The sequence below is a fragment of the Yersinia ruckeri ATCC 29473 genome, from assembly GCF_000754815.1.
GTDB lineage: Bacteria > Pseudomonadota > Gammaproteobacteria > Enterobacterales > Enterobacteriaceae > Yersinia > Yersinia ruckeri.
Window position 1 is genome coordinate 2,761,367 of sequence record NZ_KN150747.1, and the last position, 21,032, is coordinate 2,782,398.

Here is a 21,032-nt window from a genome sequence, read left to right on the forward strand (position 1 = left end):
CATCGCCCGAACAAATCTCATATACTGGATAAATTAACAGTTATAAGTTGGGATGTTTGTATGACCGCGGAAGGGCATTTAATTTTCTCTGTTGCCTGCGCTATTTTTGCCAAAAAAGCTGGCTTAACCCCTGAGCTAGCACACGGAGACTGGTGGCATATTATACCGGGCTCTCTTTTGACGTCCCTGCTACCTGATATCGACCATCCCCGCTCTATTCTTGGACAACGCTTAAAATGGATATCAACGCCGATTGCACGTATTTTCGGTCACCGCGGTTTTACCCACAGCCTGCTGGCAATACTGGGCGGCGTTGCATTGTTCCAGCTTGAAGTGCCACGTGGCTGGTTTATTCCACCGGATGTACTGCATGGGATGATCATCGGTTATTTCAGCCATTTGCTGGCTGATATGCTGACGCCTGCGGGTGTCCCTTTACTATGGCCCTGTCGCTGGCGGTTCCGCCTGCCACTGCTCAATTCGCAAAAAGGCAACCAGTTAGAACGCGTGGTTTGTGTATTGCTGGTTTGTTGTGCCGTCTATTGGCAAAACGATCGCTTCTTTCCGGTTCAATCATACGTGGAGCAAATAAAGAATTTTAAATTATGAGCGCACTAAATTGCCCAAATCATCACCCAGATGATTATACTTCATACGAATCCGCATAAAATCTTATATAACATTCTTTTTGGATATAAGTGTACTAACAAAGGAACTGTTAGGATATCCGGCTTCGCGACGTAGTCATGTCAGTTATATAAATAGAATGCGGCATAGCATTCATAATAAAAATTTTGGAGATTTGGGGATGAACCTACCGCTTGTAATGAATGTGCTGATATTTGCCGCACTGCTATTGCTATTGGCGCAAACCCGCCATAAACAATGGAGTCTGGCTAAAAAAGTATTAGCTGGCCTGGCTCTCGGAGTGATCTTTGGGCTTGGCCTTCAATGGGTTTACGGCTCGGAAAACCCGATACTGAAAGAATCGATTACCTGGTTTAATGTCGTCGGCAACGGCTATGTGCAATTACTGCAAATGATCGTCATGCCACTGGTATTCGCCTCAATCCTGAGCGCCGTTGCCAAGCTGCATAACGCGTCTTCTTTAGGGAAAATCAGCTTCCTGTCTATTGGCACCCTGCTATTTACTACTCTGATTGCGGCGCTAGTCGGTGTATTCGTCACCAACCTGTTCGGTCTCACGGCTGAAGGCCTAGTGCAAGGTACTCAGGAAGCGGCTCGTCTGAACGCAATTGAAAGCACCTACTTATCTAAAGTATCAGATCTGAGTGTCCCTCAGCTGATTCTTTCCTTTATTCCTAAAAATCCATTTGCCGATCTGACCGGCGCAAACCCAACGTCGATTATTAGCGTGGTTATTTTTGCCACTCTGCTGGGAATGGCTTCACTGCAATTGTTGAAAGATGATGTAGAGAAAGGCAAACGCGTTCTGTCAGCTATTGACACCCTGCAATCCTGGGTAATGAAACTGGTTCGTCTGGTGATGAAACTGACCCCATACGGCGTATTGGCACTGATGACCAAAGTGGTTGCCGGTTCTAACGTGCAAGACATCATCAAGCTGGGTAGCTTCGTTGTCGCTTCTTACCTCGGCTTGGCTATCATGTTTGTGGTTCACGGTATTCTGATTGCCATGACTGGCATTAATCCACTGAAATTCTTTAAAAAAATCATGCCGGTACTGACTTTTGCGTTTACCAGTCGCTCCAGTGCAGCAAGTATCCCGTTGAGTGTAGAAGCACAAACTCGTCGTCTGGGTATTCCTGAGTCCATCGCCAGTTTCTCTGCCTCTTTTGGTGCCACTATCGGCCAGAACGGTTGTGCCGGTTTGTATCCGGCTATGTTGGCCGTCATGGTAGCACCGACCGTGGGTATCAACCCTCTGGATCCGGTCTGGATTGCCACCTTGGTCGGTATTGTGACTGTCAGTTCTGCGGGTGTTGCCGGTGTCGGCGGCGGTGCAACTTTTGCCGCGTTGATCGTCTTGCCGGCCATGGGACTCCCAGTCACGCTGGTTGCGCTGTTAATCTCTGTTGAACCCTTGATTGATATGGGTCGTACGGCGCTGAACGTCAGTGGCTCCATGACCGCCGGTACCGTAACCAGCCAGTTGATGAAACAGACGGATAAAGACATTCTGAACAGTGAAGATGATGTGGAATTAGCTCACCGCTAAGGCACCCTGATATTCATTCATAACAAAAAGGCCGGGCAGCTTAAACCTGTCCGGCCTCAGACTGCTGACAGACCTCGATCCTGCGATCGCTGGTGGGGAAGACCGGTAGAAGAGTCAAGCGTCCGCACTAGGGATGGCGTGTAACGCGCCGACAAGGACGTATTCACGGCGTCTTGACGATCCGCTGGTTTTCACCGCAGCGAGCACTTTGTCATTAAACTCCCTTTTTATGTTTCTAGAAAACAACTGCATTCTATCGTTCAGTTAACTGCGATACTTTTCCACCAATGCCTGAGCAATGGCTTCGGTTTCGACATCCGGTATACCGCTAAAATCAGCCGGACGGAAATGCATCTGGAAGGCAGTAATCACTTTCAACGTTTCCTCATCCAGCTCACCAGACAGTGGGATTTTGTAACCGTAGGCCACCAGCGCTTTCTGAATGGACTCAACCGACGCCAGGTCGTGTTTATTACGCTCGCCAATCAACGCCTGAACCCGAGACTCATCCGGCCAAGCACCGATACCGGCTTCATATAACCGTTTCCAGGGGAAATAAGGACCGGGATCAGATTTTCGCAACGGTGCTATATCACTGTGAGCAACCACGTCAGTCGGTGAAATATGGTAGCGGTCAACAATGTCTTTCCCAAGCCGTTCAATCAACTGAATCTGATCTTCATTATACGGGTACCATTTGCGTGCTAAAAATTCGTCGGTGTAGCCTGGATTGACGATTTCCACCCCTATAGAGGTATCATTCAGACTGGTTCGCCCTTGCCATTCACTGACACCCGCATGCCAAGCGCGTTTATCTTCTGGTACCAACTGTAATACCACCGGTTTGCCACCTTCCTGACGCGGATGCTCCATCACCAAGTAATGGGCGCTGACCTGCTCCTGGGTCAGCAAACGCAAAGACTCAGCATCGTCCACCGCCGTATAATGGAATACCAGAAAGCGAACCCGCTCATTTTGCCCTACCGCCGAAAAACGGGCATCAACCTGATAGTCTCCGCGATCAATCAGTTTATGGGGACTACTCGTACATCCGGCCAAAAGCAGCATCAGTGCCACTGGCAGTAATTTTCTCATCATTCACACTCCCTGTTGTTTGATCAAACCGAGTAACAGTAACTCAGATAAACTAAATGAAATGTAAATAGCCACCTTGATCCCTGCACCATGGATCGCCGCAAGATCAGTCCAATCTGAGGAATATCAGCGTTAAAGTGAAACAGTATCGTCCGATGATAAACCGATTGCCAAACCACTCGCATAAGCCATGCTGCATGGAAAACGGCCCCTGAATCAGGAGCCGTTGAGATACGCGGGTATAGGATAGTGCGGTGGTTCAAGCCCTATCCATGCTGATTAAAAGCGAAGTATCAAAACGGATAGTCGCGATACCCCATGTGCTCGGAGATTTTACGCGCCGCCTGATGCAATGACTTCACATATTCGTTCTTATGTTCTTCGGAAAAACGCAACGTTGGGAACGAAATACTCAAGCCGGCAATCACCACACCAAAGCGGTCAAATACCGGTACCGCGATACAACGCAGCCCTTCTTCCTGTTCTTCGATATCTTCGCCAAAACCCTGTTCACGCACGAGATCCAACACCGGTAATAAACCCTCGGCGCTGTCTAGAGTATGTTTGGTACTGCGGGTAAATTCAATCTGAGACAGAATTTCGCCCACTTCATCGCGATCACGCCATGCCAACAAAACCTTACCAATCGCCGTACTGTGCAGCGGATTGCGACGACCAATGCGTGAATGCATACGCAAGTTATACATCGAATCAATTTTATGGATGTAAACAATACTATCTTCATCCAATGCCCCAAGGTGAATAGTTTCACGGGTCAAATTAGACAACTCGCGCATCTGGATATCCGCACTACGGATCAGATCGACATTCCGTAATCCCTTGGCACCCAACTCAAATAATTTTAGCGTCAACGAATACTTCTCAGATTCCCCTTCCTGTGCCACATAACCCAGCGACTTCAAAGTTTGCAGGAAACGATAGACGGTACTTTTTGACATCATTACACGCAGTGAAAGTTCGGTGATGCCGATTTCTCGTTCCTCACCCAATGCCTGCAAGATACCGAAAACTTTCAAAACCGACGAAACTGAATCGGGCTGTTTATCAAAATTTGCTGTCGGCATTGTTTAGTTACCCTACGCGGTTTTTGTTTTAAAAAAATAGAACAATGGTTTTATTATAAAAGGAAGCGAAAAGATTGCGCAATGCGGCATGATGTTTAATCTCATTTACGCCATAAAATCAAGTGGATGCTCCTCGGTTTTGGTAGCAATAGTCGTACCAGACACACCCGACCGATCACGATGTGTCACATCCCGATTTACAATTAACTCCACCAACAAAGATGCAATCAGCAGCAATAGCCGTTAGCATTACAATACTTGCCTATTCCATTATTTTTTCAGATGAAATCTCTATGACACCTTCTCAACCTGATGGATTGCCGGTTCCTCAACGCTATGCCGCCATTCTCGTTATTGCATTGGGTATCACGATCGCGGTACTGGACGGCACTATTGCCAACGTGGCCTTGCCCACCATTGCGCGAGATCTGAACGCCAGCCCAGCAGATTCTATATGGATAGTGAATGCCTACCAGTTAGCCATCACCATTTCCTTACTCTCACTGGCTTCTCTCGGTGATATTATTGGCTATCGGCGGGTTTATCAGGCTGGGTTATTGATATTCAGCCTTACTTCATTATTTTGTGCCCTATCTGACTCGCTGTGGACCTTAACAACCGCTCGGGTATTACAAGGTTTCGGTGCTGCCGCACTCATGAGCGTCAATACGGCATTAATTCGAATTATCTACCCGCGAGCACAACTTGGGCGCGGTATTGGAATTAACTCGTTGATTGTGGCCTTTTCTGCGGCCGCAGGCCCAACCATCGCCGCTGCCGTGCTCTCCGTCGCCTCATGGCAATGGCTGTTTGCGATTAACGTGCCGATAGGTCTGCTGGCATGGTGTCTGGGGATGAAATATCTACCGGCTAACGTGGCAAAAAGTAATGGTAATAAATTTGATGTCACCAGTTGCCTGATGAATGCCCTGACCTTTGGTCTATTGATCATTGCTATCAGCGGTTTTGCCCAAGGACAAAGCCCGACGCTGATTGCAGGAGAAATTATTCTATTGTTAGTGATTGGCTTTTTCTTCGTACGCCGCCAGCTTCATCAGGCGTTCCCGCTGTTACCCGTTGATTTACTGCGCATTCCAATTTTTGCGCTGTCCGTTGGTACGTCCATCTGTTCGTTTATCGCCCAGATGCTGGCGATGGTTTCACTGCCGTTCTTCCTGCAAAACGTACTGGGACGGGATGAAGTGGCGACTGGACTGCTCCTGACTCCGTGGCCGCTGGCAACGGTTGTCACGGCACCTATTGCTGGCCGGCTGGTAGAACGTTATCAAGCTGGGCTGCTCGGCGGCATTGGGCTGGCGATATTTGCCAGTGGCCTATTTCTGCTGGCGTTGCTCCCATCCCATCCAAGCGATTTCGATATTGTCTGGCGCATGATGCTATGTGGTATCGGTTTTGGTTTATTCCAATCGCCCAACAACCACACCATTATTTCTGCGGCTCCGCCGAACCGCAGCGGTGGTGCCAGCGGTATGCTGGGCACCTCTCGCCTGTTGGGACAAACATCAGGAGCCGCATTGGTTGCCCTGATGTTCCATCAGTTTGCCGATAATGCGACTTATGCCTCGCTGCTACTGGCCGGAGCCTTTGCCACACTGGCGGCACTGGTGAGTCTGTTGCGTATTTCGTCGAAAGCCAAGTCACCCACTGGAATCAAATGAGTCTGTTGGAATTCTTCAGTTGACATCCTCCCCGCCCTAAAGGGCGAGGATCCCTACAGCGTTCAGATAAAAGCCTGACTCGCCTCGGCGGGTTCCTGCTTCATCGAGCGGCCTAAAGCTGCCATCTCTCCACAGGCTAACGCGGCGTGCCCCGCCGCTAAAATATGACGAGCACCGTTGATATCGGCGTTCTCTGTATATCCACATTCCAGACACTCGAAAGCAATCTGAGGCCCCGCGTAAATGCGGGGCCTCGGTGTTTTCGTCAAAGTTTTACTGACTTATTTCAAATATTCGCCAGTACGTAGTGCTTCAATACGTTTATCCAGCGGTGGGTGAGACATCAGCAATTCGCTGAATGTCTTGGACTTACCATTAATGCAAAACGCCATCATGCTACTTTCTTCCTGCGGTTCATGGCTGGTTTTCAAACGTTGTAACGCCGCAATCATCTTCTCGCGACCGACCAGTCTGGCTGAGCCTGCATCCGCATGGAACTCACGGTGACGGGAGAACCACATGGTAATGATGCTAGCCAAAATACCGAATACCAGCTCCAGCACCATAGATACCGCGAAATACACCATCGGGTTACCTGATGAACTACTTTCTTCGTTTTCCCGATCACCCGACAAGAAGCCAGCAACAACCTGTGCGATCAGGCGGGAGATAAAGATAACGAAGGTGTTCACCACCCCCTGAACCAGCGTCATTGTGACCATGTCACCGTTAGCTACATGGCTGATTTCATGAGCAATAACAGCCTCAGCCTCATCACGACTCATGTTTTGCAATAAGCCGGTGCTCACGGCCACCAGCGAAGCATCGCGGCGCGCACCCGTAGCAAAGGCGTTAATATCTGGCGCTTGGTAAATCGCCACCTGCGGCATGGCAATGCCAGCCTGTTGAGACTGACGACGTACCGTGTCCAGCAACCAACGTTCCGTTTCATTACGTGGCTGTTCAATCACTTGCCCGCCGACCGAACGCAGCGCCATCCATTTAGACATCAGCAGTGAAACAAACGAACCGCCAAAACCAAACAGCAACGCCATAATCATCAGCCCTTGCACACTACTTGACTGAATTCCTGTCAGGCTAAGCACCAGCCCGAAAACCAACATCACCGCCAGGTTGGTGAGAAGGAACAGAGCTATTCGCATCATAAAATTTTACTTCCTTATGGTTAAACCGAGATTCTTATCAGAGATATGCTGATCGTATGGGCATCTGGCAAATTTTCAAGGCTTGTTAACGCCTAACTGATTAAATCAACATAACTTTACAAATTTGAATACATTTCATCACATTGGCGGTGGTTTTCATGTAGATCATCCGGCCTGAATCCCTGACTATAGAAAACTGACCGTGCCATAAGCTCGCTGCCTATTTCCCTCCGTTGCTATTGAGCGGATTCATGGCGTAAAAAATCCGAAGCCTCGAAAGACTCCGGATTGTTAAAGGTGACGCATTAGCTTATTTGTTAGCCGTTTGCTGGGCTTTTTCCAATTGAGCAAGATCTAAGGCGATATGGACACTCTCATCCAGATAAGGATCCTGCTCCTGATAGTCTTTTGGCAAATCATCCAGCGACTTCAGCGGTTTTTTACCTTCCCGTTTGAAACGCTCATTCAAGCGTGCCAGACGAGTCGCATCATCTTCCTTATTCTCTTTATCACGCTGTGCGTAGTTCAGAGAAATGGCATTACGCTTTTCCTTCAAGGCCTTGAAACGCATGATATCATGCTGAATATTCTGGAATTCAGGATTAACAGCAATACGCTCGGCGTGGTTTTTAACCAGCACTGACTCTATCGGTTTCAGATCGCCAATCTTAGTATAGGTTGCTGCGTTAATGCTATCCCACGGCAAGGCGTTATCTTCAAAGCTCTCGCCGGTTTCTGCCGGATCGACGCCGGTTGGCATGACAATATCCGGCACCACGCCTTTACGTTGCGTACTGCCACCATCCACACGGTAAAACTTTTGGATGGTATATTGTACCGAACCTAGCGCAGGCCATTCTGGGCGCAGCATCTGGTCGTAAATACGGTTAAGCGAGCGATATTGTTGCACCGTGCCTTTACCAAAGGTCGGTTCACCCACGATCAACGCACGACCATAATCCTGCATGGCGGCGGCGAAAATCTCGGAGGCAGAGGCACTGTAACGATCGACCAGCACCACTAATGGACCTTTGTAGTAAACAACGCCATCGGTATCACTGTCTTCCCGCACTTTACCGTTGTTATCCCGCACCTGAACAACCGGGCCGCTTGGAATAAACAAACCGGAAAGCGAAACCGCTTCCGTCAGCGCACCGCCCCCATTGCTACGCAGGTCGATAATAATACTGCTAACATTTTGCTTGGCCAGTTTCTGCAACTGCACCTTCACATCTTCGGTTAAACCGACATAGAAACCTGGGATATCCAGTACCCCAACCTTTTCTTTGCCGATGGTTTTCACTGACATCTTGACTGCGCGATCTTCCAGACGGATACGTTCGCGGGTCAGAGTGACGGTCTTAACCTTGGTACCCTTGCCAGCAGGCAGGATTTCCAACCGCACTTTCGAACCTTTCGGTCCTTTAATCAGTGCAACCACATCGTCCAAACGCCAGCCGATAACATCCACCATCGGCTTGCCGGGTTGGCCAACACCGACCACACGGTCGCCCACGGTGATAGCTTTGCTTTTTGCTGCGGGGCCACCCGGTACCAATGAATTAATTAGTGTGTAGTCATCGTCCATCTGCAATACAGCGCCAATCCCCTCAAGAGACAAGCTCATTTCGGTATTGAATTGCTCGGTATTACGTGGCGATAAATAATTGGTATGAGGATCGATTTCATGAGCGAACGCATTCATGATCAATTGGAAAACGTCTTCGCTGTTACTTTGTGTTAGACGTTTGATCGCCGACTGATAGCGCTTGGTCAGCGTGTCCTTAATCTCTTGATCCGTTTTACCGGCCAATTTCAGATTAAGTTGGTCATATTTGACCTTGGCATCCCATAGCTTGTTCAGCTCGCCTTCGCTGGTTGGCCAAGGAGCCTTGGCGCGATCCAAATCGATAGTGTCATTTCCGGTAAAGACCATCGGTCTTTCCAGCACCGACAAGGCATATTGATAACGTTCAAAGCGTCGTTTCTGCGCCAAGTTGAATAACGCATAAGGCGTCTCCAACTGACCCGATTTCAACTCATCATCCAACGCGTTCTTTTTATTCGCAAATTGTGCCACATCTGATGCTAACAACAGGTTGTGACTATAGTCCAACATGTTGAGATAGCGATCAAATATCTTGGCGGAAAACTGGTCGTCCAGCGCAAACTGGCGATAATGAGAGCGAGTGAAGCGCGATGCTACGCGCTCACTCACCGTCGAGTGCTGAGGCTCCTGATGGAGTTGAGGTAGCTGATCGATCCGATAGGTACTGCTACTATCGTTAGCGTAACTCGCGCCCGCCAGTAACAAGCCTGCTAATGCTGTTAATCTGACTAATTTGTTCATGCCTAGGTTGGCCTCCGTATCAGAACTGCAAGTGTTCTGCGCGCACGATCATCGCCAGACCTGAAGATAGCTGCACCCGTACGCCATCTTTAGCGATTTCTAATACGGTTGCGTCCATCGCACTCTTGCCTGCTCTGACTTTGATTTCTTGACCAATTTGCAGTTTCGAGATATCTGTGACCGGCACAGGGCGTGGCTGGTTCTCTTCTGCCGCTGGGCGAGGAGCACGAGCCTGCTGTGGGCGATTCGGCTGACGTGGCTTACGGGCTTCCGGGGCAGCGCCAGCTTCACGACGCGGCACCGGTTTTTTACCGGCCGGACGTGGGCGACGTGGCTCAGGGGTTTCACCCGCAGCAATGGCAGCTTCGCGTTTTTTAGCTTGTTGTTCAGCACGTTGCGCTTGAACACGGGCTTTCGCCTCTTCCAGCTGTTTGCGGGCATGTTCAACATGTTGCTCTTCCAGCACACCGCAAGGGTTGCCGTCTAAATCAACACGTTCTGCACCGACTTTGACCCCATAAAGATAACGCCAGCTTGAGGTATATAAACGCAAGGCTGAACGCAATTGCGTCTTGCTTAAACTCTCTTCCCCCTGAACTCGCTCCACCAGATCCTGAAAAATACCGATCTTTAATGGGCGTGCTTCGCCTTCGGCGGTGAAACAAAGCGGGAATCGCTCGGCCAAAAAGGCTATGACTTCTTTGCTACTGTTCAACTTAGGTTGATTTTCCATGAAATTTCCTGATTACAACGGGTTTGCCAACCAGCGCAGGCATGAACAGGCGTCATTATAATGACGCCTCCAGCAATTGCCACGTTATCCGTGTATCAACTTGCAGTCTGTGTGACATATTTCGCAAAGTCACCGTGTTCAATATGGGCGCAAAGCCCCGCCACTACTGACGCCAGCCCTTTTTCATCTTCTTCATCGAAGCGATCATAAACTGTGCTATCAATATCCAAAACACCGATGACAACGCCGTTAATGGCGATAGGTAAGACAATTTCAGCGTTACTGGCGGCATCACAGGCGATATGACCGGGGAAAAGATGGACGTCAGCCACCCGCTGTACTCGGTTCTCCGACACCGCAGTGCCGCAAACACCTTTACCTACCGGAATCCGCACACAGGCGATTTTTCCCTGAAACGGCCCAAGCACCAGTTGATGACCATCCATCAGATAAAAGCCAGCCCAATTTAATCCGTCAAGACGTTCATACAACAACGCACTGGCGTTGGCCAAAGTGGCAATAAAATTATTTTCACCGGCAATTAACGCACACATATCACGTTTTAATTCCGCGTAGAATTCTGCTTTTTTCATGTAATAACCATTAACAAACCTAAGAATAGCCAGAGGCAGCCTGTGCCCGGCACCACTAAAATAAGCATTAAATGTGCATTGTCACAAGGCTAATTATCGCTAACCTGATAAAAGAGTTGTCAGCAATGACTCATTCCCCTGTTTTCACGGCTACGCTAGCCAGTTACACTGCACTAGCAGATTTAACTTACCTGATGAGTCGTTGACGGTACCGAGAGTCCGATGGAAATTCTCCGCGATGCCGCCAAGGCAATAAAAAGACGAATCAGTTAGTTAGCAAGCTATTACTTATCTCATATGGCCTTAATCATCACCGGCGGAGCCTCTCCCTTAATTGTTATGAAAATAGAAGCCATTTACCGCCCCCTCTCCAGCGTGCGGGAACAACGCTGCTGTGAGTGTGATGCGCTCTTTACCTTGCCGGCAATGAAAAATAATCAGGCAGCCTATTGCCCACGCTGCTGTGCGAAAGTGGTCTCGGGTCGAGATTGGTCGCTGACCCGCCTGACTGCGGTGGCGGTAACGATGTTATTGTTGATGCCTTTCGCCTACAGCGAGCCGCTAATCCGTACTCGTCTATTGGGAACCCGTATTGATGCCAGTCTGCTGGAAGGTATTTGGCAGATGACCAAACAGGGCGATCCTCTGACCGCCAGTATGGTGGCGTTCTGCATCTTTGGTGCTCCCATCACTCTCACGTTGTCCATTATCTATTTACGCGTGGGGAGTCGCATCGGCATGAACCTGCGCCCGGTGTTGCTGATGCTGGAGCGCTTGAAAGAATGGGTGATGCTGGATATTTATCTGATTGGTATGGTCGTGGCCTGTATCAAGGTCAAGGAGTACGCCGATATTGCTCCGGGACTTGGGCTGACGGCTTATCTGGTATTAACGCTACTGAGCATTCTGACGCTAATCCATCTGAATCTGGAGCAATTATGGGCGCGTTTTTATCCGCAGGAGCCACCGCAGGGACCGCGTGAAACCCTACGGGTTTGCCTATCTTGCCACGACACCGGGCACCCAGATAAACATGGCCGCTGCCCGCGCTGCCATATCCCGCTGCGTCACCGTCGTCGCCACAGCCTGCAAAAAACCTGGGCGGCGCTGATCGCCTCGATGGTGCTATTGCTGCCAGCGAATCTATTGCCGATTTCAATTGTGTATGCCAACGGTATCCGCATGGAGGATACTATCTTCTCCGGCGTAGTTTCACTGGCAACCACCGGTAATATGCCGATTGCTGCAGTGGTATTTATTGCCAGCGTATTGGTACCCTTTACCAAAATCATTGTACTGATCACCTTATTGTTCAGCATTCACCTGAAAACCCAGCATAGCCTGAAAACCCGTATGCGTTTGCTACGCGTTATCACCTGGATTGGTCGCTGGTCAATGTTGGATTTATTCGTCATTGCGTTAATGATGTCATTGATCAATAGAGATCAATTACTTTCATTCACCATGGGGCCGGCAGCCTTTTATTTTGGGTCTGCGGTAATTTTGACTATTCTTGCCGTTGAATGGCTAGATAGCCGATTAATTTGGGATGCACATGCAACAGGAAACGCCGAGTACACCGATTGAGGCCCAGATTAGGCATAAACGCCGGATTTCACCTTTCTGGTTACTGCCATTTATTGCTCTGTTGATCGCCGGTTGGCTGGTTTATACCAATTGGCAAGATCGCGGTGCCGAAGTCACTATCGATTTTCAATCCGCCGCTGGCATTGTCGCCGGACGTACGCCGATTCGTTATCAAGGGGTTGAGGTCGGTACCGTACAATCCATCAGTTTGAGTAAAGATTTACGTAGCATTGTCGTCACAGCCAGTATCAAAAGCGACCTGGAAGACTCTCTACGCGAAGGCACTCAGTTCTGGTTGGTAACACCCAAAGCTTCTCTGGCCGGAGTTTCTGGGCTGGATGCACTGGTGGGCGGCAACTATATTGGTATGATGCCCGGTACCGGCCCATCGCAGACTCATTTTACCGCACTGGATACCCAGCCAAAATTTCGCCTGAATACTGGCGAGCTAATGATTCATTTGAATGCCAAAGATCTCGGTTCGCTCAATACCGGCTCGTTGGTCTACTATCGTAAAATTCCTGTGGGTAAAGTCTACGATTACAATATTGCAGCGGATAATAATGGCGTCACTGTCGATGTACTGATCGACCGCCGCTTTGCCCACTTGGTCAAAAACGAGACACGCTTCTGGAATGTTTCCGGTTTCAAAGGGGATTTCAGCCTGAGTGGTGCGTCGGTGCAGATGGAAAGCCTGGCGGCGTTGGTTAATGGCGCAATTGCCTTTGATTCACCGGAAAAAAGTCCAAATGCCAAAACTGACCAGCAATTCCAATTGTATCCCGATTTGGCTCACAGCAATCGCGGCGTGGCCATCACGCTGGATCTGCCAAATGGCAATAATTTGACTGAAGGCCGCACTCCGCTGATTTATCAAGGTTTACAGGTCGGCACATTAACCAAACTGTCGCTCCAGCCGGACACTAAAGTCACCGGCGAATTGACCATCGACCCATCGGTAGTGGATTTAATGCGCAGTGGCAGCCGGATTGAGATGAACAGCCCACGGATCAGTTTGAGCGATACTAAACTCAGCGAACTACTGACCGGTAATACGCTGGAACTGATCCCGGGAGAAGGCGCGCCACAGCAACATTTTATCGTACTGGAAAGCAATAAAAGCTTGCTGCAACAGCCGGATGTGTTGCAAATCACCCTGACCGCACCGCAAAGTTACGGTATTGATGTCGCCCAGCCTATTCTGTTACACGGCATTAAAATTGGTCAGGTAATCAGCCGCACACTGGATGATAAAGGCATTACATTTAGTGCCGCTATTGATGCTAAATACCGCCATTTAGTGCATAAAGACAGCAAATTTGTCGTTAATAGCCGCATCAATGTCAACGTGGGTATTGATGGCATCGATGTTCAAGGTGCCAGCGCGCAAGAATGGTTTGACGGTGGAATTCAAATGCTATCAGGTGGACAAGGCGAACCGCAAAATCGCTACCCGCTGTATAGCAGTATAGAAAAAGCTCAAGACGGTATTTTGGGCAATGCTCCAGCCACTACATTAACACTCATCGCCAGCAGCTTGCCGGACGTGCAAACCGGTTCGGTGGTGCTATATCGCAAATTCCAGGTTGGTGAAATCGTCAGCGTTCGTCCCAAAGCCAACGAGTTTGAGGTGGATGTCTATATCCAGCCAGCCTATCGTAACCTACTAAGCAGCAAGAGTATTTTCTGGGCTGAAGGCGGAGCGAAAGTTCAGCTTAATGGCAGTGGCATAACCGTACAGGCATCGCCGTTGAATCGGGCGCTAAAAGGCGCCATTAGCTTTGATAATCTCGAAGGCGTTTCGCTGGATAAAGGTGACAAACGCACGCTGTATGCCACTGAAACCGCCGCCCGAGCGGTGGGAAGCCAAATTACCTTACGTACCTACGATGCCAGCAAACTGGCCGCAGGTATGCCAATTCGCTATCTCGGCATTAATATCGGCCAGCTTGAGTCGCTGAAACTGTCCGGCGATCGTAATGAGGTGCTGGCGAAAGCGGTGCTTTATCCGGAATATGTGGATGATTTTGCGCGTTTTGGCAGCCGTTTTTCGGTTGTTTCACCGGAAATTTCCGCCGCCGGCGTCAACAATCTGGACACCCTGCTACAGCCGTATATTAATGTAGAGCCTGGCCGCGGCCAAGCCTCTCGCAATTTTGAGCTACAGGCTGCCAGCATTACCGACTCCCGCTATCTGGATGGCCTGAGTATTGTACTGGACACTGTGGAAGCCGGTTCATTGCAAGTGGGTACCCCACTGTTGTTCCGCGGACTGGAAGTGGGTACCGTGACTGGATTCAATCTGGGTGCCATGTCGGATAGAGTTCAGGTCTCACTGCGTATCAGTAAGAAATACCAGCAGTTAGTGCGGCAGAACAGCGTATTTTGGCTGGCTTCTGGTTATAACCTACAGTTCGGTTTGACCGGTGGTGTAGTGAAAAGCGGCACTTTCCAGCAATTTATTCGCGGGGGTATCGCCTTTGCCACGCCTCCGACCACGCCACTGGCACCCAAAGCTGTCGTCAACCAACACTTTCTACTGCATGCCGAAGAGCCAAAAGATTGGCGTAACTGGGGAACGGCAATTCCGCGTTTTTAAACCCTCTACCGGGTGGCAATCTGAGCCGCCCGGTGAGGCTCTCTACCATTGGCTATATGGTAACTTATTGCCTTGTTTCATATTTATCTGATCTATCGACAATATCCATATTTAGATCCTCTCCGAGATATAAAATCATCCCCCCATTTTTCAGCGCATGAAAAGCATGGCGATTTATTCTTTGCTATATCGCATTGATTATTATGTTAGATTTATTTACCTAAATATTGATTACATCCCATTTTCATTAACAAACAAGAGCAAAAAATCACGCTGAATCACTTCACGCCTGATATTTTTCTCAACTTATATTTATTCATTCTACGGCGTCATCGCTATCTTGCGGTGACTCTGACAACATCACTGACTTGTTATAATAGAACAGGCTAGAGATAATCCAAATTATATTGATAATCGTTCAGCACATTTATTTTATTATCAATTTCCCGTATAAAATATCATCATAACAAGATGATATAACAGGAAAAATGATGAGGATAAGATATAGATATCAGTGAATAACATCATAAAACGCCCGTTCAACCTGATCAACAGCCAATAAGCCAAGATCTAACACTTCACCCACCCCATAAGGCCGAGAGAGTTTTACTACAGTAACTCACATAGTCATTTAATTTTACTGGATAAATCAAGTGTCGAGGAACTCATCATTAAATTTACATTTCATATGTTAGACCATTATCTCTACACGTCTAATTTCACCGTCTATTTTCATCAGCAAAGAACTGAAATTCACATTACGGCAGTTATAAAAGAGAGAAGTCGTTAATAGCTATTTAGCAAGATTAGTCTTAATAAGCTGCACTCAATTCTTGGCTGATATACAATCAGCAAGCCATAATTCGTGTTTTTCTCTTAGCCAAGGAAGTCGTTTTCAAACAGGAGTGAACATCATGTTAGATGATGATAATAAAGATAAGTCTGCAATAATGGCTCTGCAACAACAATTAAATACGTTGCGTGATATTATCGAGAATAACTCCGATTGGATCTGGGAAATTGACGTAAATGGTCACTACACCTTTTCATCCGCTAAATGTCTGGAGTTTTTTGGCCGATCTCCGCATGAAATTCTGGGCAAGTCCCTATGTGATTTTATGCCAGCAGATGAAGCACAACGTGTCCGCACGATATTTGCCAAAGTCAGCGCCGAACGTTTGCCCTTTTCCGGCCTCAAGAAGCGTCATTTCCGGGCTGATGGATCAGAAATTCTGCTAGAAACCAGTGCGGTACCACTATTTGACGATAATGGAAACTTCAGAGGATATCGGGGTATTGACCGGGATCTCACCCATTTACCCGCCAATACACCGCAACGCCTGTTAGAATTAGAATCTATTTACTCCAATGCTCCCGCTGGCCTGTGTTTTATCGACACTTCCCTACGCTACGTTACCATTAACGACTATCTGGCCAATTTATTAGGCAAAAATACCGATGAAGTTAATGGTCAGAAAGTTGCTGATTTAATGCCTGGCATTGTTCCTATTATCAGACACGCTTTGCTCTGCGCCTATAATAGTGAAAGCATTTTGGATGCCGAGTTTCAGATGCCTGAGGCAAACCATTTTTTCTTTATTCGTATGCAGGCCAGCCGTGATAGTCAAGGCAAAGTAATGGGATTATCGGTAGCAATGATTGATATCCGTTGCCTAAAACAAATGGAAACAGCCCTACGTCAAAGTAAAGAACATTATCGCAATATGGTGGAGCTTAATCCGCAAATCCCTTGGACGGCTTCCCCCGATGGCAGAATTACCGATATCAGTAGCCGTTTCGAAAAAATAACCGGTTTCACCCGTAAACAGACGCTGGCCGATGAATGGGTGAGAACCATTCATGCTGACGACCGCCATCTCGCGCTGGTTCACTGGGAACATTCCTTGAGTACCGGTGAGCCGCTAGATATGGAAGTACGCTTTTGTCACGTTGAACGCGGTTGGAACTGGATGCGTCTGCGAGCGACGCCAAGCTTGAATAGTAACGGTGAAGTGACTTGTTGGTACGGCACCGCCGAGGATATTCACGAACGTAAATTACTTGAGCTGAAATTGCTCAAAGCCAACCGCCGTCTGGAGATTCAGGCTCGAACAGATTCACTGACAAAATTACCTAATCGGCGTGAGTTCAAAAAGGTGTTAACCCATGAGTTCCTCCGCGCCAAACGTACCGAAACCCCACTGGCGTTATTGATGATCGATATCGATTATTTCAAAAACTTTAACGACCATTATGGCCATATCTCTGGTGATGCCTGCCTGCGACTGGTCGCCAGAGCATTACGGAAGTCACTCAAGCGCGGTACTGATATCGTCGCTCGCTACGGTGGCGAAGAATTTGCTGCTATTTTGCCGGATACTGATCAGGCGGGTGCCGCACTAGTGGCAAAACACATATTGGAATCAATCCGATTAATGGGTATTAAGCATATCGACAGCCAATTCCAAAAAGTAACCATCAGTATCGGTGTCAGTTTTTATCATCCGCGCATCCATTCAACCGGTATCGAACAGTCACATTTGCTACTGGCGGCAGATAAAGCGCTTTATTTTTCGAAAAACAACGGCCGAAACCAATACAACATCGAAAAACTACCGGAATAAACATACCGATTTAATGCGCCAGCCTCTGGCACTTTTTATCAGCTCGACTATTCTCAATAATGCGGCCAATCTGGTCACACCTCCTACCACAATCAATATCAGGAGTTTCAATGAGAAAGTCAGTATTAAAAATCGGTAGTTTTGAAATCGATGATGCGCAGGTCATCTCACCGCCAACCAAAGGGGAAGATACACTCAGTATTCCGTGCAAATCAGATCCAGAACTTTGCACACAGTTAGATGGTTGGGATGAACACACCAGCGTCCCGGCGCGATTGGACGGTAAAGATATTCTGCTGTACAAGAAACACTATGACCGTCACCAAGATGCTTGGGTCATGAGGATGACTTAATTGACCCAATCAGAAACCCCGCCGCAACGGTAACTTCGCGCTAACCTACGGTGGGTTTTCTCACTCTTTGCTTGTTTCTCTGCGTCAAACAACCCTCAGCTTTCAGGCAATAAAATGTCTCACATGCAAAACTTTTCGACTATTTTGAATTGCATGCAGATCAACATCATATCCGGTGAAAACATATCGTATTCTTCAAAGAATCGCTGATGCTCTTTACGCCAGTAAATCAGTGAACGATCTCCCTCGCCTTCAGCAAGAGCGTGTGCCTCATCAACCTGATCGTAGGTTTTCAGCTCCACATTCGTCAATTCTACAGCACAGGCAGGTTCATTACGGCCGTTAACCACCACAAAAACGTCGCCAACGCATGGAACGCCATCTTCATCCAAAGCCGCGCAAGTGGCGGTTTTCACGCCCTGCAATACCAATGCCAATAAGTCATCGGCGACATTTTCGGTATCACCAAATGTCCAACGTTCGACATTTTCATATTTGGCTGGCAGGTTAGTGGTCATAGTTTTCCTTATTTCAAATTCTATTTATTACATCATTGATACAGCGCATATTACACTTTATCTCAGGCAACATGAGCTCACTAAATCTGCTCATCAACATGATTCTTCGCTAGTATAAGTCGATGAAAACACATTCGATGCCTATGAGGAAAATAAAGGTGACAAAAAAACTACATCAAAAGCACTGGAAAATGTTTCTGGTCCTGCTCGGCATTTGCCTGGCACTGTTGATATTACGCTGGGCAGCAATGGTATTTGCTTAATGCTTACGGTCTTTAGGCAAGAACAGACTGCCACATTTCAGACATACCAGCGCCTTATTCTTTTGCACTTTAACTGAATCCTGTTCGGAGACTGCACCACATTCAGGGCAGGCAATTTTGGTTTTAGTACCACTAATCAGTCTTCTAAAACTATCGATCAATGACATAATTTTACCTCGTGGTTTTCTATGTCATGAAATTACGTAAACCGTGCAAATAAAAATGAATCCGCGGCGGTATTGTTTGAAATTCATACGACTGAACGAACAGTTTATAGATAGAATCGGCCAGAAGAAACGGTTAAAGCTAGCCGTTGGAAGCAAGAAGAGTCACTTTTCACCACGTAGCATGATGGCATGCTATACGTAGTGAAAAAATCAGAAAGGATTTAACAGCCAGACAAGCATCAATGATTCCATAATTCCTGGATCAAGCCTCTGACACGAACCTTGGACGAGCCAGCGACCAAGCTGATAACACGTTTTGCGCTCAACGCTGAAACTTCGGTATTCCATTCTTCAAAGGAATGTTCTGCGTAGCTATCATTAAAAATTTTTTTGATCGAGGACTCAGCTTCAGACATCTCACTGAAATCTTTAGCATTTACTAAGCACTGTGCAATAATTGAGACTTTTTTCATGATTTATCCTTGATTATCGGCCGCATAGTGTAGCACAATCAGCGTCCCTCTGATCATATGCCGTTAAAATTGTTTACATATTGCACCAAGTGATTGATAAAAAAACAAATTAAGCCATTTTATCGTAGTATTGTTTCTAAAAAATCATCAATCTTTCTGTCCTTTCTCCCAATAGTCACTATACTTTCATCCGGTATTCATTTTTTGTTCATTTGTTGTCCTTAAAATACCAATGTAGGTAATCAGCGACATATCCATTGAGGATAATGGGAATGAAACATGAGCAACACTCTATTTCTTTACGTACTGTTCATTATCTATCTGACCGCAGCTATCATTGATAATCCGGCAGTATTCAGTTTGCAATAAACTCGCAGCAACCAGTTCGATCTTGGGCCAGCGAATATCACTGCAAGGTAAGTTAGCGTACAGTCTGCCTATTCAATACGCTAATCACCCCAAAACAGCCCCCACTAATATGGAGGCTGTGAAGTTTTATCGGATATCAATCTCTGCGGAGACTAACTTACAACCCGTTTTTGGCATACAAAGGTGAACGCGGGCCATACAATAGCCCATTAGGTGTTCCCGCCGCCAATAAACGCTTGCTGGTTATGCCAGCAACATCATGGCTTTTATCCATCGCAGTATTAATAATCTGATCGGCAACAGCCGCGACCAAAATACCAATCACACTACCACCAGAATTATTTCTCTGCTCATTACTGGAAGCCGTCGCCGAAGCTGACCACAGCTCTTTGCCAGTACGCAGATCGACCAACTTGGCGCTGGCCGTCACACGGGTTTCACTGGTAATCACCATATAGCTGGAGCCGTACTCGGTGATATCGAGATACAGGACAGCATCTGCACCAAAAATCTGCCGCAGTTTTTCGGCACTGACACCTCTAATATCTTCCGGTGCGGTAAGTCCATTCTGGCGGAAAGTTTCCTCCACTACAGCCACTGGCATCACATAATAACCCGCTTCAGCCAATGGATAAGTGACCTGCGACTGCAAACCGTGGCTGGCATTCACATCCGGCGTATGGTTTACCGGTGGCAACACCAGAATGGATTTAACCTGGCTTTGCTTAAATGCAGAATAATCTCGCGCTACCGGTTTGGCGCAGCCAGTCAGCAACAGCACCATCATCAGGCTAAAAATTCCAATCGCAGTTTTCATGATGCTTTTCCTTTACCTTTGCTCAGCAAGAAATCCATGAAAGAGATAGATTCAGGGAACAATGACTTCTCCGTTTGGAATTGACGCTCAGCCTCATCATTACGGCCGGTGTTGGCGTATAACATACCTAAATGTGCATGCAAACCTGGCGGTACTTTAGTGCCTTTCTGCCGGGATTGTTCAATGGTCTGATTCAGTTCAGAAATCTGCTGTTCAATACTGCTATCCTTCTGAGAATACTGATAAATGACGGGTTGATATTGATTCCAATCATAAATTGGTTTTGGGCTGGTAGCGCAACCGCCTAGCACTGCGGCAGCCAGTAATACTGCAATTTTATTCATCGACTCCATGATATCTT

19 protein-coding genes and 1 pseudogene are annotated in these 21,032 nt (G+C 47.6%); 8 read left to right on the plus strand and 12 right to left on the minus strand.

The window, feature by feature from the left end; all coding sequences use genetic code 11:
• The first annotated feature begins 60 nt into the window (after positions 1-60).
• Positions 61-609: a metal-dependent hydrolase gene (locus DJ39_RS12310; RefSeq protein WP_004717777.1), complete on the plus strand. Its 549-nt coding sequence runs from the start codon at positions 61-63 to the stop codon at positions 607-609.
• 199 nt (positions 610-808) lie between these two features.
• Positions 809-2,200 (plus strand): L-cystine transporter, encoded by a 1,392-nt coding sequence (locus DJ39_RS12315; RefSeq protein ID WP_038242718.1) that lies wholly within the window; start codon positions 809-811, stop codon positions 2,198-2,200.
• Positions 2,201-2,464: 264 nt separating this feature from the next.
• On the opposite strand, the gene DJ39_RS12320 is transcribed toward DJ39_RS12315, so the two are convergent.
• Positions 2,465-3,295 (minus strand): N-acetylmuramoyl-L-alanine amidase, encoded by an 831-nt coding sequence (locus DJ39_RS12320; RefSeq protein ID WP_038251758.1) that lies wholly within the window; start codon positions 3,293-3,295, stop codon positions 2,465-2,467.
• Between the two features lie 293 nt (positions 3,296-3,588).
• Positions 3,589-4,380 carry a DNA-binding transcriptional regulator KdgR gene (kdgR, locus tag DJ39_RS12325; protein ID WP_004717782.1) on the minus strand — a complete coding sequence of 264 codons (792 nt, stop codon included), beginning with the start codon at positions 4,378-4,380 and terminating at the stop codon, positions 3,589-3,591.
• Between the two features lie 293 nt (positions 4,381-4,673).
• On the opposite strand from kdgR, the gene DJ39_RS12330 reads away from it, so the two are divergent.
• Positions 4,674-6,059, plus strand: coding sequence for an MFS transporter (locus DJ39_RS12330; protein ID WP_038251422.1), 1,386 nt, complete (start codon positions 4,674-4,676; stop codon positions 6,057-6,059).
• A gap of 62 nt (positions 6,060-6,121) precedes the next feature.
• Here DJ39_RS12330 and DJ39_RS18130 read toward each other — a convergent pair.
• The 5 genes and pseudogenes from DJ39_RS18130 to DJ39_RS12350 form a co-directional block, all read right to left on the minus strand.
• A pseudogene (locus DJ39_RS18130) lies at positions 6,122-6,289 on the minus strand (RNA-guided endonuclease InsQ/TnpB family protein); the annotation flags it as partial.
• A 51-nt stretch (positions 6,290-6,340) separates the two neighbouring features.
• Complete coding sequence (gene htpX / locus DJ39_RS12335; protein WP_004723356.1) at positions 6,341-7,225, minus strand: protease HtpX; 885 nt, start codon at positions 7,223-7,225, stop codon at positions 6,341-6,343.
• A 310-nt stretch (positions 7,226-7,535) separates the two neighbouring features.
• Entirely contained in the window at positions 7,536-9,575 is a 2,040-nt protein-coding gene (gene prc, locus DJ39_RS12340; protein WP_004723357.1) for a carboxy terminal-processing peptidase, read from the minus strand.
• A 19-nt stretch (positions 9,576-9,594) separates the two neighbouring features.
• Positions 9,595-10,308: an RNA chaperone ProQ gene (gene proQ / locus DJ39_RS12345; protein WP_004723358.1), complete on the minus strand. Its 714-nt coding sequence runs from the start codon at positions 10,306-10,308 to the stop codon at positions 9,595-9,597.
• A 95-nt stretch (positions 10,309-10,403) separates the two neighbouring features.
• A complete protein-coding gene (locus DJ39_RS12350) occupies positions 10,404-10,901 on the minus strand; it encodes a GAF domain-containing protein (protein WP_004723359.1) in 498 nt (165 codons plus the stop codon).
• Positions 10,902-11,240: 339 nt separating this feature from the next.
• Here DJ39_RS12350 and yebS point away from each other — a divergent pair, with 339 nt between their 5' ends.
• From yebS to DJ39_RS12370, 4 genes are all read left to right on the plus strand, one after another.
• The gene (gene yebS, locus DJ39_RS12355) at positions 11,241-12,488 is read left to right on the plus strand and encodes a membrane integrity lipid transport subunit YebS (protein ID WP_038242723.1); all 1,248 of its coding nucleotides are present in this window, start codon (positions 11,241-11,243) and stop codon (positions 12,486-12,488) included.
• Positions 12,457-15,087, plus strand: coding sequence for a PqiB family protein (locus tag DJ39_RS12360; RefSeq protein WP_038251425.1), 2,631 nt, complete (start codon positions 12,457-12,459; stop codon positions 15,085-15,087). Before yebS ends, DJ39_RS12360 begins: the two co-directional genes overlap by 32 nt.
• A gap of 914 nt (positions 15,088-16,001) precedes the next feature.
• Complete coding sequence (locus DJ39_RS12365) at positions 16,002-17,711, plus strand: sensor domain-containing diguanylate cyclase (RefSeq protein ID WP_004721693.1); 1,710 nt, start codon at positions 16,002-16,004, stop codon at positions 17,709-17,711.
• Positions 17,712-17,821: 110 nt separating this feature from the next.
• Complete coding sequence (locus DJ39_RS12370) at positions 17,822-18,064, plus strand: DUF1480 family protein (protein WP_004721695.1); 243 nt, start codon at positions 17,822-17,824, stop codon at positions 18,062-18,064.
• 119 nt (positions 18,065-18,183) lie between these two features.
• On the opposite strand, the gene DJ39_RS12375 is transcribed toward DJ39_RS12370, so the two are convergent.
• On the minus strand, positions 18,184-18,582 hold the full coding sequence (locus tag DJ39_RS12375; protein WP_004721697.1) for an ASCH domain-containing protein: 399 nt from the start codon (positions 18,580-18,582) through the stop codon (positions 18,184-18,186).
• 158 nt (positions 18,583-18,740) lie between these two features.
• Between DJ39_RS12375 and yniD the strand changes: the two genes are divergently transcribed.
• Positions 18,741-18,845, plus strand: coding sequence for a small membrane protein YniD (gene yniD, locus DJ39_RS18270; RefSeq protein ID WP_230596567.1), 105 nt, complete (start codon positions 18,741-18,743; stop codon positions 18,843-18,845).
• Here the strand turns inward: yniD and DJ39_RS18135 are convergent.
• The 4 genes from DJ39_RS18135 to DJ39_RS12390 form a co-directional block, all read right to left on the minus strand.
• Positions 18,842-19,012 (minus strand): YnfU family zinc-binding protein, encoded by a 171-nt coding sequence (locus DJ39_RS18135; protein WP_004721699.1) that lies wholly within the window; start codon positions 19,010-19,012, stop codon positions 18,842-18,844. The genes yniD and DJ39_RS18135 overlap by 4 nt on opposite strands.
• Positions 19,013-19,251: 239 nt before the next feature.
• On the minus strand, positions 19,252-19,485 hold the full coding sequence (locus tag DJ39_RS12380) for a hypothetical protein (RefSeq protein ID WP_004721700.1): 234 nt from the start codon (positions 19,483-19,485) through the stop codon (positions 19,252-19,254).
• A gap of 526 nt (positions 19,486-20,011) precedes the next feature.
• Positions 20,012-20,671, minus strand: coding sequence for a DUF799 domain-containing protein (locus DJ39_RS12385; RefSeq protein ID WP_038242727.1), 660 nt, complete (start codon positions 20,669-20,671; stop codon positions 20,012-20,014).
• Positions 20,668-21,024 (minus strand): DUF4810 domain-containing protein, encoded by a 357-nt coding sequence (locus tag DJ39_RS12390; RefSeq protein WP_038242728.1) that lies wholly within the window; start codon positions 21,022-21,024, stop codon positions 20,668-20,670. Before DJ39_RS12390 ends, DJ39_RS12385 begins: the two co-directional genes overlap by 4 nt.
• Positions 21,025-21,032: the final 8 nt, after the last annotated feature.